Below are 16,263 nucleotides of genomic sequence, written 5' to 3'. Positions count from 1 at the left end.
GGTTTTGCATAGCAACGGGCCACCCTGGCCGGATAGCCAAGTACGACGTTATTCCGCGAATGGTGGCCACGCTGGGCGTTATTCCCTTGCTCCTGACCACCGGTGAGATGATCTTCTATCCTCTGGCGCTGCTGGTCCTTGGTCTCGCAGGGACGCTGCTGTACAACCTGCATCACGCGCAAAGGTTGGATTTCCACGGGCTGACGTTCGGCACTATTGTGCGGGAGGTCTGGGCGCTTCGTGCGGGCTCCGGCATCACCATTGCTGCTGGTTCTTATGCCTCCACACCCATCATCATTGTTCAACTGATGGCAGCGCCCAGCGGATTGGCGGCATTCGTATCCGCGGAAAAGTTGTACCGCATCGGGTTGCTGGCCACGGCAGCACTCGGTAATAGCCTGCAGGGCTGGGTCAGCGACTTTGACGCCGACCACGCGAAGAGGAGAAAGTATTCGCTGACGGCGTTGTCTGGACTTGGCGTTGCCGGCTGGCTGATACTCGCCGTAGCTGGGCCGTGGGCGTCGTCCCTGTTGTTCAGCGACGCGCTCGCCGCAGACTTCTGGACGTGTTTCTGGTTCGGTCTCTCCTTCTTCCTCGTCTGTGTGACCACCTCCACCGGGGCTCACTGGCTAGTCCCGGCGAAACTCATGCGTACAGTGCTGGCCAGCACCATTGCCGGAGCTGCAGTCGGGGTGCCTGCCATGTTCATCCTGGCGGCTTTGATGGGCGGTCAAGGCGGCGCCCTCGGTCTGGCCCTCGGCGAAATAGTCGTCACGGCAATTCAGGTACGTGCGATCCTAAAACTCCTCAAAGACCCCGATGTGAACAATGCTGCCAGGCAGGTCATCCCTTGAGCTGGCTCAGCTTGGTGCCGGCTGTCCTGGTTGCCGTTCTGTTGATGTATTTGCCAGGGGCAGCAATCGCTGCCTGCCTAAAATTCCGGCTTGGTCCTGCGCTTGGCCTTGCGCCGCTCCACTCAACTGCCGCCATAGGCCTGGCCGGAGTCTTTACGGGTGCACTGGGGATCCGCTGGAATGTCCTGCCATACCTCGTGGTGTGCGTTCTCCTGGCAGGAGCAGCCCTGCTGCTAACGCGGAGAACTCCGTGGCGGATCACAAGGATTTCCTGGCGCGCCTGCGTTCCGTACCTTGCCATTACTATTGCGCTGGCGAGCATCGCCTGGCGGTTTACCCAACTGGTGGGGTCGCCTGATAACCCATCCCAGGTTTTCGACAACGTGTTCCACCTGAACGCCATCCGCTACATCATAGATACAGGCAACGCCTCGTCCCTGTCCTTGGCCTCGCTTCAAGGCGTTTCGGGCCTCGACGCCGTCTATCCAGCGGCATGGCATTCTGTGGCAGCCCTTCTGGTGCAATTGACTGGCGTCGACATACCCTCGGCGCAGAACGCCCTGAATCTGGTAATTGCGGCAGTCATCTGGCCAGCATCCTGCCTGTTTCTGGTTGCCTACACGGTCTCCCGTAGGCCTGCTGCTCTGGTCCTCACGTCGATCGTTGCCAGCTCCCAAGTGGCTTTCCCTTACCTCATGATCGTCTGGGGGCCTCTGTTCCCGTATGCGCTGGCGGTTGCCATGCTGCCGGCAGCCTTGACGGCAGTCGTCGCCATCAGCCGCCGCGCCCGGCCCGGCGCTGAATCTTGGGTAAGTTGGGCGGCCTCCCTGGTGCTTGCAGGCGGAGGGCTTGCCTTTGCCCACACAAGTTCGATCAACACACTTCTGGCCGTCAGTTCACCGATTTTGCTGCTGGTGTGGTTCAAACGTGCCAAGCAGCTGACACCCTGGAGGCAACAGGGTTTCCGTGTTGCCCTTTTCGCGCTTGCAACGCTGCCGGTTCTCTGTGTCGCGGTGGTTTCGTGGCTGAAACTGCGTCCGGCTCCATACGACAACTGGGGACCGACTGTGAAGCCCGGCGCCGCCGTCGGCGAGGTCCTGACCGTGAGTCCCATGCAGTTGGCGATTCCGGCAGTCGTGGTATCGGTGCTTTCTGTTTGGGGCCTCTACGTGGTGCTCCGGTCCCGCCAAAAGTTTTGGGTGGCCGCGTGCTACGGGGTTGTTTCCGCACTGTACATAGTCGCGGCGGCCGTCCCGAAAGGTGGTCTCCGCGACGCCATCGTGGGTACTTGGTACCAGGACACGTACCGTCTCGCCGCCCTGCTGCCCCTGTTCGCGACCCCCTTGGCTGTCATAGGCGGACTGCACCTTTGGGACCTGTGGCGGTGCTCCCCTGCTGCAAAACGATTCTCGCTCGCTGTGGAACGTCCTTTTGACGTGTTGCGAGGACGCGGGCCAACCGCCCTGGCGATCCTGAGCGCGCTGGTAGTAGCCGTCCTGGCAACCTTTGTGGGCCCCACCTCCCACTACGTTGCCGGCGCCTCGTCTGTGTACGGGCTAAATGCACAATCAGATCTGCTGACGCCCGACGAGCGGGTCCTCCTGGAGCGCATTCCCGACCACGTGCCTCCTGGCGCCGTCATTGCCGACAACCCTTGGAACGGGAGTTCGTTAGCGTACGCGTACTCGGGGCGCAGAGTCCTGACGGCACACCTCTTCGCCGGCTCGGACCCCGTGCGTTCCCTGATCGACGAACGGCTGAAGTTTGACGCTGCTGGCATCGAAATCTGCGATGCGCTGCGGAGTAAGGGCGTGCAGTTTGTTCTCGACTTTGGCGACCAATATTTAATTGATCTGGACGGATCCAAGGATTTTCCGGGGGTTACCAACATCGGGACCGCCACCGGCTTCGAGTTAGTTGATTCGCAGGGAGCCCACGCGAAGCTTTATCGCATCACATCATGCGCGTGATGCGGTCAGGAATCGACGACCCTTATGCACCATATGTCAGCTTTATGGCACAAGACCACTAGGCTGGAGTCGTGATTTCTGTTTCTAGGCGAACTGTCAGGCTCGGCGTCGTGGCCATGCTGGCAGGAATGCTTTCGCTGTCAGCGTGCTCGCACACCCCGTCAGACACTGTTCAAGGCGCCCTCACAGGTATCGGCAGCAGGTCTGCGCAGGGGGCTGTCAGTGCATGGAGCGTATCTTGGAACAAGCAAGTCAAAGGCGCCTCTGTCAGCTATTCCCCGGACGGCGCCGCTGCAGGTTTCAACGCTTTGCGTACCGGCCAGGCTCACTTCACGGCCAGTGGGAGCCCACTGCCTGACGGCCAGTCTGTAGCGGACTCCGGGCTCTGCACCGATGCGGGAACACTGTCTGTCGCCGCCGGCGTGCTCCCGGTGGGTGTTGCCGTGAAAATCAATGGCGTCAATAACATTGTGCTGGACGCCCGCACGCTGGCTGGCATTCTTCGCGGCGACATAGACCGCTGGGACGACCCACAGATTGCGGCCCTCAACTCAGACCAGTCCCTTCCGGATCTCGCGATAACCGTGTTGACGGAACGCGGACCCTCGGAGACGACCCGCGCCGTCAACGAATACCTAGCCAAGACACCAGGCCTGTCCTGGAGCGCCCCACAGCCTGACCTCTGGCCTCACGGCGTTGAGGGCCTCACCGATTCACCGCCAATGGACCTCGCCAACAAGCTCGAGGAAAAAGACGGCGGACTGACCATCCTCGATGGAAGTTATGTTGGAAACCGATTCGTTGCCGCTCAGTTGATCTTTGACGGGCGGGTTCGGAAGATGGATGCATCCTCAGTTGTGGACGCCGTCGCCGCCGGCGAAGTGACAACAACCCCGCGAGCCGTAATTCAGAGCCTCGACCAAGGCTCCGGCTACGGACTGGCGACGGTCGTCTACGTACAGGTTTGCCAGCAATACGCCGAGAAACCGCTAAACAGCTTGGCCCGGTCCTTCGGTGAGTCAGTGTTAAGTGACAAAGCCCAAAAAGATGCCAACGCCTACGCCTTTGTCATGTCACCGAGCAAGAAGGCCACTACCGCCGGCCTGGCACTCGTACGCACAATCGGAGAGCCGCGATGATTACTAACCGCCGGCCCGGTCCGCGCCGTGCTATCCCCAGACCTTTACGAACCTTCGTTCTGCTAACCGGCATCTTCGCCGTGCTGCTGGGCCTTTGGTCTGCTGCCACACCTCTTATGGGTTTCCCGGATGAGCCAGCTCATACCATCAAGGCGGCTGCGGTGGTACGGGGCCAAGTGTTGGTCGAAGAGGGAACCTCGTTCGGGCATGGTGTCCATGTCAAAGTCCCCGACTACATCGCAAACCTGCATGCGCAAGGATGTTACAAATTCAATCGCGGGCAGGCTGCGGATTGTGCTCCGCTGATCTATGCGGATGATAATTACACCAATATCGGCGTGACATCGGCGGGGTCGTACAACCCCATGTACTACTGGCTCGTGGGCTTTCCAACTCTGTTCATGTCAGGCGCGCCGGCCCTTTACGCAATGCGGCTGATGAGCGCACTGTTCTGCGCGGTGTTCTTTGCAGCAGGATTCACAGCCTTGACGGAGTTGAGGCGCCCCCAATACGCCGTAATTTTGGCGGCGCTAGCCACAACGCCCATGGTCTTATTCCTCGGCGGAGGAATCAACCCAAACTCGCTCGAGATTGCAGCCACCATGGCCGCGTTCTCCGGCTTCGTTGTTGTGCTGGACAACTGGCGAAATACCAAGGTTGTGGTCCCCGCCCTGGCTACAGTTTCCGCGGCCACCGTGGTCTTGGCCAACGCCCGCCAGATCTCACTCGTTTGGCTTCTTTGCGCTCTGATAGTGGGAGTCTGCTCGTTCAAGTTCCGTCGTACCCTCCAAGCCTTTCGCGACAAACGCGTGCTCACTGCCGTGGCCCTTACAGTTCCCGGGACCTTGTTGGGTCTCTTCTGGATCTATGTTGCCTCGCGTGGCCCGGCTAACGTTGGCGTGGCTCCTGACGGTATCGCCAGCCCGCACCCGGATGCACCGCTCTACCGCGGCTTCATGATCATGTTGGACCGGACGTACGATTTCTTCCCCCAGTACATCGGCGTGATGGGGTGGCTCGACACACCGGCGCCGGAGCTTGTCATGCTCGCTTGGGGGGCGTTCATGATCGTCGCGCTGGTCCTTCCGTTCTGCATCAGGCCGCTGCGGAGTTGGACGGGATATTGGATAGCACTGGCGATGCTTTATCTGGTCCCCGCCATGCTGCAAACAGTCCTCTGGCGTTCCATGGGGTTCATCTGGCAGGGGCGGTACACCCTGCCCCTTGTGGTTGTCCTCCTGATAAGTGTGGGTTTGGGGCTACGCCGCCTCCGGTTCAGTATGCGGCCGGCAACCATCCAGTTCGCTAGGGTCATTTCCTGGCTGATAGTCGGGTGCCACACGTTGACGTTTGTCTATGTTCTGAGGCGCTACGTTGTAGGCATCAGTGAGTCAGCCAACTGGCAGACGCTTTTTTCCTCACCTGACTGGCAGCCACCGTTCGGCTGGCTCCCACTCACGGTCCTCTACCTGTTCGCAGCCGCCACCGCTGTGGAACTCCTGTTCCGCTACTTGTACCCGGGGCACAGTCTCTTCAAGCGCACTCCCGCAGGTCTAAGACAAGCATTTCCGAGGCGTCTTAGGGCCTCACCGAAAAGGGATTCACTCAGCCTCTAGCGGAGACCACCAGGGTCGCGTGACGCCACGGGCCATGGTGGAGTCTCCCGGGGCGCAGGCTGACGCTGCCACCAGCATCTTCAATCTGCCTGATCACCACGTCATCTCGGTCATGGGCCGGCAGGACGGGACGACGGGAGCCGCCCGATCATCGTTGAATCCGACCAGCCTCCGGGCTGCCCCGTGTGTCGAGTAGTGGCCCACGAAGCTGTTGGCGACGGAAGGTCAAGCGAGAACTGCGGGCAACAGCTCCGGACCGGGCTGCTGACCGCTGCTGCCGCAGCGAAAACGAGCCTCAGACTCCCTCAGCGCATCTCGGGCACCAAGGGCCTCCTGGCCGCTCTCCACAAGCACGTCGCTAGTGCGCCTTCAGTTCTAGCGCCCTTTGAAGATCCAGTTGCGGTACAGCCAGTAATTCCACGCAGTGGTGAGCACCGTGGCGGTTGCCTTACCGATGACGTATGACCACCCAAGCGCGTCGAACCCAGTGACAATCAGGTCACTCACAACGATGTTAAACGCCACAAGAAGTAGGTACTTGGCGGCACTCACGCCTCCGTGATTGGTCGCCTGAAAAGTGAATACCCGTTGCAACAGGAAATTGAATATGAGACTAACCACAAAAGCTATCGGCGTGGCGATCCAAAGATCCACACCGAATGCTTCATGCAAGACGGCGAGAAGTCCCAAATCGAGGGCAAATGAAAGACCCCCGATCAGGAGAAACCTGAAAACAGAATTCTCAGACAGAGAAACTAGCCATTTCGGAGGGGTCTTCAGCGCCGATCCCGGATCCAGGGGCCGACGGGATCTCCGTGAAATCGGGCTGCGCATCTTGAGTGGTTTCTCCCCAGGTATCGGAGCATTCAAACCTATCTAGGTCGACCTCCACGTATTGTTAAAACTATCATGCACAAATCCAAATCCCTGAGGCGGATACCTCCCGTCCGATCAGTTGCCCTGTCCTCGAAGCTCCCTTCACCCGTCCGTGTCCTCCTCATCGCCTGGTTGCTGCTCGGAGCGGCCGGGACAATTTGGGCGTTTGCGTCACCCCTGATGTCCGTCCCGGATGAACCCGCCCACGCGGTTAAGGCCGCGGCAGTCGCGAGGGGGCAATTTGGCGGAGCCAGCACCGGCATTCAAGGGGAACCGCTGACGGTCAATGTTCCCGGGTACATTGCACACCTGAGCGAATACAAGTGTTTCGCCCAGCACTCAAATGTCACGCCAGCTTGCGCCACGCCAATCGACGCCACGGACCGGGGATGGATTCCTGCGCAGACTTCCGCGGGAAACTATAACCCCGTGTACTACGCCATTGTCGGTCTGGGGAGCCGAGGCCTCAGCGGCGAGGCGGCGATCTACGCAATGCGGCTTATCAGCGCTTGGGTGGCCGCATTCTTCTTGGCTGGCATATTTTGCGCCGCATCATCCCTCCGACACTTCCACAGGCCGATCATTGCATCCGCGATTGCGCTGACTCCTGCGGTGCTGTTTCTGTCCGGTTCCGTCAACCCCAACGCATTGGAGATAGCCGCAACGGGAGCCGTATTCATGAGCCTCTGCGCAATTTTTGAACAATCAGCCAGCACCGTTCGGCTCAGCAGACTCCTCTTAGTCATCTTTGCGCTATCCGGATCCCTAGTGGCGCACACCCGCCCGCTTTCACTGCTTTGGCTGGTCATCGCAGCCATTGCAGCAGTGCTCTGTTATGGAATCCCAGCGTTGCTCCGTACCCTCAGGAAACGAGAATTCCAGATATCGCTCTTGCTCGTCAGCCTGTCGAGCCTGTTCGCCCTGTGGTGGGTTGTTTCTGCCAAGAGTTTCGACAGCCTACTCGCAGGTGCGGCGATCCCTGCCGAAGAGGCGGCTGTTGCGATGTTGGATAAGACCGTGTTCTTTATGGTCGAATACGTTGGAGTCCTTGGATGGATTGACACCCTGCCGCCCGTTGCAGCGCTGTACGCCTGGGTGTTGGGCTATGGAGCCATGCTTTTCCTGGCCTACACTGCGCGTCCCGTCAGGGGCAGGTGGGTCATGGCGCTACTCACAATCACGGTAATCGCTGTCCCGACCGCGCTACAGGCGAGTTCCAGCGAAAGGCTGGGCTGGATCTGGCAGGGACGCTATGCCCTTGCCATGGTCGTAACGCTCATCATGGCTGCCGGAATTACGATCCGGTTCCGTCCGTACAGGGTAACCCCTTGGTTGAAGTCAATGATCCGGTGGGGCTTGGTTCTTGGGGCCCTAGCGCACCTCTACGTCTTGCTCGAAGGACTCCGGCGGTACAGCATTGGGATCCAATCCCATGTCAACTGGACAGAGATGTTCGAACCGGAGTGGCAACCACCCTTCTCCTGGCAAGGCCTCAGCATTGCATACATAGTGGTGCTAGCCGTTGCAGGCGTTTGTCTATACCGTCTGCTGACAGCGCGACAGTCCCCGGTTGTTAGTACGCGTAAACCTTCCGGGCTCTGAAACGAATGGCGCCCTCACGCAATGAGGGCGCCATTCCACGTGTTCTCGTCAACGCGCGTTCAGCGATCCAAACCGAATGTTCTGCGCCAAGCTTCCATGGACACCAATTCCGGCAGCGCGGATCGGTAAGCCGCTGAGAGAGACTCCCATGACTTGTATAAACGCACGTGCTGGGTAGCCGCCTTGGCCAGCATGACCCGCATTTTCCTGGGATCCCGTTTGTACCAGGAGGCCGCAGTGCCCTCAGCGTTGGAAACCACGACAGAATCATATTGAGCCAGCCGGAACCAGCGATTATCCACATGGGCAAGGTGGCTTTGCGGCCGCGCGCGAGCCTCCTCGGACGTTCGGCTGAGCAACTGGCGCGCCACTGTCGTCAGGCCCCATTTGACCATGTCTTTCTTGGCCGGCATGCCTGCTTGGGACATGGTGGATGGCCCGCCGCCCAGTGAAGGGGCAGGGAAATCGTCGACATCCTCCCGCATCTGCGCATCCGAATACTCGGACTGCATGCCTATGATCTCTGGCAGTTTCGTCGCCAGCGACGGATGGAGGTGGGTTGGCCCCTCGAATAAGTCATCCATCGCCTTGAGACGGCTTTCTTCAGTGAAGTACTGCATGGAGACGAGGTGCTTGATATCCGTTTGTAGGGATTCCCTGATAACGCCGCCACCTTTGGCATGCGGGCTATGCAACAGGGCTGTGATAAGGCGGTTGCGGCTATGAAAATAGGCTTGCCACCCAACAAGGTCGTCTTTATCAATCCATGAAATGTGCCACAACGCGGCTCCCGGAAGAGACACAGTGCGGAAGCCGGATGCCCTGGCCCGGAGGCCGTACTCCGAATCGTCCCATTTAAGAAACAGCGGAAGCGGCAGCCCAATTTCCCGGATCACCGACGTCGGGACGAGGCACATCCACCACCCGTTGTAGTCAACATCGAACCGGCGGTGCATCCACGGAGTCTGACGAAGGTTGGACACACTGAAATCGTGCCGCATCTGCATGTCTTGGTGCGGCTGACCAGGCGAGATCCGGTGGGAATCGATGATTTCACCCATCGAATACAACGTGCTTCGGCTGTAGAGGTCGAACATGTGACCACCCACAATCGTAGGAGTCTTGCAGTGACCCGCAAACGCCATAAGGCGTGCGATGCTCTCCGGTTCGAGGACAACGTCATCATCCAACAACAGGACGTAGTCGCTGCCGTTCTCCACGGCTTCGTACATGCCTCGCGCGAAACCACCCGAACCGCCCAGATTGGCCTGCTCGATGATGCGCAACTTCTTGCCGAGCCGACTGGCCACTTCTTCAAATCCCGGTTGATCAGCGACCTTTTTCGTTCCTTGGTCGACGATCAGTACTTCATGCGCCAACTCCAGGGCGTCAGGGTTGTCCGCGAGAATCCGGGCATTCGCAAGGCAAAAGTCCGGCTTGTTCATCGTCGTCACCTGAACCGTCACGCTTTGGGCGGGACCTGCAGTTTGCGGTCCCTCCCAGCGGGCATGGTCCAGCACCAGATCTTCCTGGCTTGAGGCCAAGTCAAACCAATACCAGCCGCCATCGCCGAATGGTTTCAGGGATAGCAGGAACTCGGTGGTGGAGTCCCCCTCGACGCGTGCGCCGTCCACCCGCTGAATCGTCCCTCGGGCGTTGGACTTATAGACAGCAATGGTGCCGCGGCCATGGGTCTCCACCACAAGCCGCACCTCGCGGACGTCGGTCCACCGCCGCCAGTAGCCTGCTGGGAATGCGTTGAAATAGGTACCCAAGGAGAGTTGCTCCCCCGCACGCACCCTAATTGAATGCCGGGCCAAGACATCGTCAAAGTGCACTTCGCGTGGGCTCGAGCCAACGAGGTGGAGTTTTTCTTCGGTGCGCTTCGGGTTTCGGGCGAACTCATCGCTCTCGTTAATACGCACACCTGCTGCCGGGCCGGCGTCGGCATAAAGCGACAAGGTGTCAACACCTGACTCCGGGGGGAATATCACCCTTTGGAGCGTCGACCGGCCCGGCGCTTCACTCACGCGTCCACGCCTCCGCTTTTGATGACCGCTCCGGCTTCGAAGTGCGGCCGGATTTGGTTATCGAACATGGTCAGTGCCGAGCCGATGGCCATGTGCATGTCGAGATACTTGTACGTGCCAAGGCGCCCACCGAAGAGGACGTCCTTTTCGGCCGCAGCCAGGTCGCGGTACTTGAGTAGCCGTTCACGGTCTGTGGGCGTGTTAATTGGGTAATAAGGCTCGTCGCCCTTCTCCGCTGCACGGGAGAACTCGCGCATAACGACGGTCTTTTCCGTCTGGTACTCGCGCTCGGGGTGGAAGTGGCGCGGTTCAATGATGCGAGTGTAGGACACGTCTGCGTCGTTGTAGTTGACCACAGACGTTCCCTGGAAGTCGCCGACGTCGAGCACTTCTTCTTCGAAGTCGATCGTGCGCCACGAGAGGTCGCCCTCGGCGAAGTCGAAGTATCGGTCAACAGGCCCGGTGTAGATAACGGGGATGTTGCCGACGACCTTGTCCTTGCTGTACTCGTGCGACTCGTCGAAGAAGTCCGTGTTCAACCGAACTTCGATGTTCGGGTGTTCAGCCATCTTTTCAATCCACGCGGTGTAACCGTTGGTGGGCAGGCCCTCATACTTGTCGTTGAAGTACCGGTTGTCATAGTTGTAACGCACCGGGAGGCGGGAGATGATGCCGGCGGGCAGGTCCTTGGGATCGGTCTGCCACTGCTTGCCGGTGTAGTGCTTGATGAACGCTTCGTAGAGCGGCCGCCCGATGAGCTGGATGCCCTTGTCGTTCAGGTTCTGCGGATCAGTTCCGGCGAGCTCGCCAGCTTGTTCCTGGATCAGGGCCTGGGCCTGCGCCGGCGTCAGGTTGGCGCGGAAGAATTGGTTGATCGTGGCCAGGTTGATGGGCAGCGAGTAGACCTCGCCCTTGTGCACGCCGTAGACCTTGTGGACGTAGTTCGTGAACGTGGTAAACCGGTTCACGTACTCCCACACTCGCTCGTTTGAGGTGTGGAACAGGTGAGCCCCGTAGCGGTGCACCTCGATCCCGGTCTGCTCTTCCTTTTCGCTGTACGCGTTTCCACCGATGTGGTGGCGGCGGTCGAGTACGACCACCTTCAAGCCGAGCTCGGTGGCGGCCTGTTCTGCGATTGTCAGGCCAAAAAAGCCAGACCCTACGATGACGAGGTCAGCGGTCACAAAATCTCCTGGTTCGAAAGCGGGCAGCGCAATGTTGCGCATTGTCTGCTGAACCAGCCTACCCGAGACCCCATCGTGACCGACTAATCCAGGGCGGCCGCCCCGCTTCTGCCGAGCACAGAACGGCCGCTATTCCCCCACCTCCCGCAGGCCGCCGTCGTGCTCCTCATAGCGGTTGCCCGTGCGCGGGCATACCCACAATCCGTTGTCCTCACGCAGCGGAAGTCCCGCTTGGCCCACCCAGCCAATGCGTTTGGCTGGGACACCCGCCACCAGGGCGAAGTCTGGCACATCGCGCGTCACCACTGCGCCGGCGGCTACTGTGGCCCAGGCGCCGATGGTCAGCGGCGCAATGCATACAGCACGAGCTCCGATCGCGGCGCCTTCTTTGATGGTGACGCCCACCTTGTCCCAGTCATCCTCGGTCTTGAGCGTCCCGTCGGCGTTGATGGCCCGGGGAAACACGTCATTCGTCAGCACCACCGCTGGCCCAATGAACACACCTACTCCAAGAACCGCAGGCTCGTAGACCAGAGCGTAGTTCTGCACCTTGCAGTTGTTTCCCAACAGCACACCGGGACCGATGTAGGCCCCGCGGCCGATGATGCAGTTCTCCCCCAGTTTGGCCCCCTCGCGGACCTGCGCAAGGTGCCAGATCTTCGACCCCTTACCGATGTCTGAGCTGGCTGAAACGTCGGCAGTTGCTTCCACTGAACTCACGGGAATCGCTCCTTCTGGTGGAGGGCTCGGACATTGCGTGCGGCGTAGTGCCACTGATCCTAACCGAGGCCCACGGCCTACGGACAGAGTCCGGCGGAGACGCCCTGAGCCTTTATCCACATACGGCCTTCACCCCCGCGACATGCTCCAGCCCGACGGCTAGCTTGAAGAGAGAAGCCGACCGTTAGGACTCTCGCATCATGCCGCTGCACTGCACGCTCGTTCGGAGCCCGGGCGCAGCTCTCCAGGAACCTCCCGTGGAGCTGACCATCAAAAGCCCACTCGGGGCTTCCGGCCCGGAACTCCAGGCCGCGCTGACCGCAAAATTCGGGACCGGGATTGTGTCTGTTGACAGCCAGCCCGTAGCTGAGCTCACACTCGGACAGCCTCCGCTGGTCAACGGAGCCACGCTCGTTGATGGAGCGGACCTCACGGGTTGCAGGTCCCGGAAGCGCGCCTCCGAGCCCCCAGCGTCACTGGCGTTGGCCGTCCACAGCGGTGCCGGCGCGGGGACAGTTGTGCCGCTGCGGCGGGGCACGTACACCGTGGGCCGCAGCAATGCCGACATCCTCATCCCCGATGCCGACCTTTCGCGCGTCCACGCGCGCCTGGTGGTCACCGAGACAGCCATCACGATCATTGACTTGGACAGCGCCAACGGCACCAATGTGGACGGCGAGCGCGTGCGGAATGCGGAGATTTCGACCGGCTCCAGGATTCGTTGCGGCAACTCCACCATGTCGTTGGTGTTCCTCGAGCGTTCCGGTAACGGACTGGCTGACGCGGGGATGGATGTCCACGAGCCGTTGGTTGTCGGCCGCCGCGACGATCCAACGAATCGCGGCGCCCTCCTCCTGACTGCTGTGCTGCCATTGGTCATCGGCGTGGGCCTCGCCGTCCTAACCGGAATGTGGATGTTCCTGGCCTTCACCGCCGTCTCAGCAATCTCCATCCTGGTCCCGGCGATCGGCGGACGCCGGCAACGCCGCGAACTCGCTGCCGCGGTCAGAGCCGCTGTCACCCAGGACCAGGAACGACGACGGCGGGCCGCGCCGCCGCTCTCGGACCTGACCATCGCGGGCACAACAGTGAAGGATCGGGCCGGACCGGCCGCCAACGATGGCATCTGGCTGCGGCTGGGCCAGGCCATCCAGCCAGCCAATCTCCGGTTTGAGCCCACGGATCGGGGCCGGGCAATTCCTTCGGCCGGTTTACTGCCGCTCACGCTCAGCCCGGCCAGGCCCCTCACCACCATCCGCGGGCCACACGCCGCCGTCGACGGACTGGTGCGCTCACTACTGATGCAGCTCGCCGGCTTTCCGCGGGGCCGGAATACCCGGATGGTCATCCATGGCAAGGTGGAGCGGCTCCCCCTCGCCGCACGCTTTCTGGAGGGTGTCACGCTGTCCTGTCAGTCCAGCACCGTCGGGACCCTGCTCAAACAGGGCTTCGGGCCTTCTCACGGACACGGGGTGCTCCTCCTTTTGGACGGGACGGAGTCCGGGGCCCAAATCACCGCCACTGCCTTAGACCACGGGTGGCAGGTCTTTTATGCTCTCGAAGGCGGGACCGTGCCAACAACAGCCGACGTGGAACTCGGTGAACGCTCGTCCGTGTTCAACGCTGCCGACGAAAGCATCCAATTCGTCTCTGATCAGGCGCCCGTAGATGTCTTCAACAGGTTTTGCCGCGGACTGGCGCAGGATGAGAACCGGTCCGGCGACGCAGGACGAACCATCCCCACGGCCTGTCGGCTCGCCGACATGCTCCCCCACTCCACGCCCGACACATCCAGGCGATGGTCAGTAAACAGCAGCCGGCCCGGGCTAGCCGTTCCCATCGGGCTCGGTCTTGAGGGTGTCCGGACACTCGATCTCCAAAACGACGGACCGCACCTGCTGGTCGCCGGCACCACCGGCTCCGGAAAATCCGAACTCCTGCGCAGCCTGACCGTAGCCCTCGCCCTCAGCTACGCACCGGACCGCATCAACTTCCTTTTTGTCGATTTCAAGGGCGGCTCGGGACTTGGGCCCCTGACCGGACTCCCGCACTGCGTGGGAATGCTCACCGACCTGAGCAGCCACGAGCTCGAACGCGCGCTGCATTCGCTCCGCGCCGAGATCAGATTCCGGGAAATGCGCCTGGCGGCAGTTCAGGCACCGGACCTGACGTCATTCCGGGCGACTGCGGCGGGCCGGGCCTCGCCGCTTCCCCACCTCGTGATTGTCATCGACGAATTCCGAATGCTGGTTGAGGAGGCACCCGAATCGCTCCGGGAGCTCATGAGGATCGCCGCCATTGGCCGTTCCCTGGGCATTCACCTGATCATGGCCACGCAACGGCCCCAGGGGGCGCTGACGGCCGACATTCGTGCCAACGTCACCACCAGTATCGCGTTGCGCGTCCAGTCCGAGATGGAATCGGTGGACATCATCAATTCCAAAGCCGCCGCCGACATAAGTGTGGATACGCCGGGCCGGGCTTATCTGGCCCGCGGAACGGAGGCTCCTATGGAGTTCCAGGCCGGATCGATGACAGCCGGAGCCATCCGGTCTGAACCGGCCGGAGTCTTCGTATGGTTGGCCTCCGAGTACATCAGTACCCCCGCCGTACCGGAGGGTTCCGGATCTCCCGGCAGTGATCCGACTCCTGCCGAAGCGACCGCCCCGTTGATAGCTTCCATGACCGGATTGTGGCAGGCCATGGACGGTCCAGCAATCCGGAAGCCGATTGCTGCACCACTCCCCTGGCTCCTCGCCGAACCCGCAGGGTCGCCTACTCGCGAGCCCGCTGATGACAGCCACGAAGCTGACCATGACGTTGCACGGGACAATGCCAATGCCGACGGCCGAGCCAACTGGTCCGTAGCGTTCGGCCTGATGGACCTGCCCGCCGAGCAACGAACTGCCCCTTTGAACTGGGAACCTGCCGGCCACGGACACCTGGCGTTTGTAGGCGGTCCGGAATCAGGGGTGGCTGAGGGAATCCGGCTCGCAGTCCTCCGTCTGGCATCCCACACCCGGGAATCGCACTTATATGTGCTGGACCCGGACAGTTCTTTCGCGGGGTTGGCTTCCCACTACCGGGTCGGCGCCAGGGCAGGGCTTCATGAGCTTCGCCGCGCCGTACGCATCCTGGAGCGTCTGGCCCGGGAGCAGTCCCACCGGCTGGGACGTCCCGCCGCTAGCGACGACATACCGCTGGTGCTGGTGATCGCAGGCTGGGGAGCATGGCTCTCGGCTTTCCGTGCTGGGCCGTTGGCGTGGGCCGAGGACGTTCTCCATGACCTTGTCCGTGATGGCAGCCGAGCCGGTATCACGGTGATCATCTCCGGTCAGCGGGAACTCGTCACTGCCAGGTTCTTCGCAGCCGTTCCCAACCGCGTGTACTTCCCGACCGGATCCAGCGACGACAGCCGGATTGCCTGGCCGAAACTGCCTTCGACTGCGTCCGTGGTCGGTAGGGGCGTGGCCGTGGGCGCGCTATCGGGTGGAAGAACCGCAGTCTGCCAGTTCTACACAGCTCCCCTCGGTGACACACGGGATCCGGAAGCAGCCCAACCGCAACAGCCTTATCTGCGGCGTCGACCATTCCGGGTGGAGCCTCTGCCGGTCATGGCACCGGCGGCCCGGATAGATGAAAGGGCGGCCGTCCAGATCCCGGCCGGACTGAAAACCAGGGCCGTGCCAGGGCAGCGCACCCTCCGCATCGGTGTGGGCGGCGACGAACTTGAACCCGTTTCCGTCCGGGTGCCGGCGGGCGGGGTGCTGGCCGTGCTGGGCGGCCCGTCGTCGGGCAAGTCGTCTTTTCTCCGGCTCCTACCGGGCGTCAACCCTGAAACCGGACCGTGGCTCCAGCCGGAGCCGGTTGCCGAGCCTGGGGCGTACTGGTCCGGGATCCTGCGCCAAGCCACCGCTGGCGGTGTGGAACGGAACTCGGTGGCATTGGTTGACGATGCGGACCTGTTGCCGCCGGACGTCAACCGCGACCTTGCCGACCTCAACGCGCTTGGAATCACGGTGGTGATGACTGCGGGGTACAGTCCGATACTCGCCCAGCGGGTTCCATTGGCGCTGCAGGCACGCAACCTGGGCTGCGGCATCCTGATCGCACCCCGGACCTTCATGGACGGCGACCTCTTAGGAGTCAGATTCGAGGCGGAAGCCAACCCGCCACCGGGACGGAGCATTCTCATTCAGAACGGCCGCGCCCTGGCCGTCCAGCTGGGCTGGGTACCGCCGGATCAGTCGCTGGACGGTATGGCTGCCTAAA

General features: G+C 61.4%; 10 protein-coding genes. 6 read left to right on the top strand and 4 right to left on the bottom strand.

Going from position 1 to position 16,263, the window contains the following annotated elements:
- Positions 1-59 precede the first annotated feature (59 nt).
- From ACZY1F_RS11905 to ACZY1F_RS11890, 4 genes are all read left to right on the top strand, one after another.
- Positions 60-854: a polysaccharide biosynthesis protein gene (locus ACZY1F_RS11905; protein WP_463941877.1), complete on the top strand. Its 795-nt coding sequence runs from the start codon at positions 60-62 to the stop codon at positions 852-854.
- A complete protein-coding gene (locus ACZY1F_RS11900) occupies positions 851-2,824 on the top strand; it encodes a DUF6541 family protein (protein ID WP_463941876.1) in 1,974 nt (657 codons plus the stop codon). The genes ACZY1F_RS11905 and ACZY1F_RS11900 overlap by 4 nt, the downstream gene beginning before the upstream one ends.
- A gap of 71 nt (positions 2,825-2,895) precedes the next feature.
- Positions 2,896-3,963, top strand: coding sequence for a substrate-binding domain-containing protein (locus ACZY1F_RS11895; protein WP_463941875.1), 1,068 nt, complete (start codon positions 2,896-2,898; stop codon positions 3,961-3,963).
- Positions 3,960-5,579, top strand: a complete 1,620-nt coding sequence (locus ACZY1F_RS11890) for a DUF2142 domain-containing protein (protein WP_463941874.1) — start codon at positions 3,960-3,962, stop codon at positions 5,577-5,579. Before ACZY1F_RS11895 ends, ACZY1F_RS11890 begins: the two co-directional genes overlap by 4 nt.
- Before the next feature lie 375 nt (positions 5,580-5,954).
- Here ACZY1F_RS11890 and ACZY1F_RS11885 read toward each other — a convergent pair whose 3' ends face one another.
- Entirely contained in the window at positions 5,955-6,413 is a 459-nt protein-coding gene (locus tag ACZY1F_RS11885; protein WP_463941873.1) for a GtrA family protein, read from the bottom strand.
- 75 nt (positions 6,414-6,488) lie between these two features.
- On the opposite strand from ACZY1F_RS11885, the gene ACZY1F_RS11880 reads away from it, so the two are divergent.
- Positions 6,489-8,057, top strand: coding sequence for a DUF2142 domain-containing protein (locus ACZY1F_RS11880; protein ID WP_463941872.1), 1,569 nt, complete (start codon positions 6,489-6,491; stop codon positions 8,055-8,057).
- Between the two features lie 59 nt (positions 8,058-8,116).
- Here ACZY1F_RS11880 and ACZY1F_RS11875 read toward each other — a convergent pair whose 3' ends face one another.
- The 3 genes from ACZY1F_RS11875 to ACZY1F_RS11865 form a co-directional block, all read right to left on the bottom strand.
- On the bottom strand, positions 8,117-10,087 hold the full coding sequence (locus ACZY1F_RS11875) for a glycosyltransferase (RefSeq protein WP_463941871.1): 1,971 nt from the start codon (positions 10,085-10,087) through the stop codon (positions 8,117-8,119).
- Entirely contained in the window at positions 10,084-11,271 is a 1,188-nt protein-coding gene (glf, locus tag ACZY1F_RS11870) for a UDP-galactopyranose mutase (RefSeq protein ID WP_463941870.1), read from the bottom strand. The genes ACZY1F_RS11875 and glf overlap by 4 nt, the downstream gene beginning before the upstream one ends.
- A 129-nt stretch (positions 11,272-11,400) precedes the next feature.
- Positions 11,401-11,991, bottom strand: coding sequence for an acyltransferase (locus ACZY1F_RS11865; protein WP_463941869.1), 591 nt, complete (start codon positions 11,989-11,991; stop codon positions 11,401-11,403).
- Positions 11,992-12,248: 257 nt separating this feature from the next.
- Here ACZY1F_RS11865 and ACZY1F_RS11860 point away from each other — a divergent pair, with 257 nt between their 5' ends.
- Entirely contained in the window at positions 12,249-16,262 is a 4,014-nt protein-coding gene (locus tag ACZY1F_RS11860) for an FtsK/SpoIIIE domain-containing protein (RefSeq protein ID WP_463941868.1), read from the top strand.
- The last annotated feature ends 1 nt before the right edge of the window (position 16,263 follow it).

It is taken from the genome of Pseudarthrobacter xylosi, from assembly GCF_055412765.1.
Note: the sequence above shows the minus strand (reverse complement) of the source record. Positions and strands in the feature narration are given on the sequence as shown.

What these genes read in the sequence shown, in the direction of transcription:
- ACZY1F_RS11905 (WP_463941877.1), top strand. Translation starts at nt 60, where the DNA reads ATGGTGGCCACGCTGGGCGTTATTCCCTTGCTCCTGACCACCGGTGAG.
- ACZY1F_RS11890 (WP_463941874.1), top strand. Translation starts at nt 3,960, where the DNA reads ATGATTACTAACCGCCGGCCCGGTCCGCGCCGTGCTATCCCCAGACCT.
- ACZY1F_RS11885 (WP_463941873.1), bottom strand. Translation starts at nt 6,413, where the DNA reads ATGCGCAGCCCGATTTCACGGAGATCCCGTCGGCCCCTGGATCCGGGA.
- ACZY1F_RS11880 (WP_463941872.1), top strand. Translation starts at nt 6,489, where the DNA reads ATGCACAAATCCAAATCCCTGAGGCGGATACCTCCCGTCCGATCAGTT.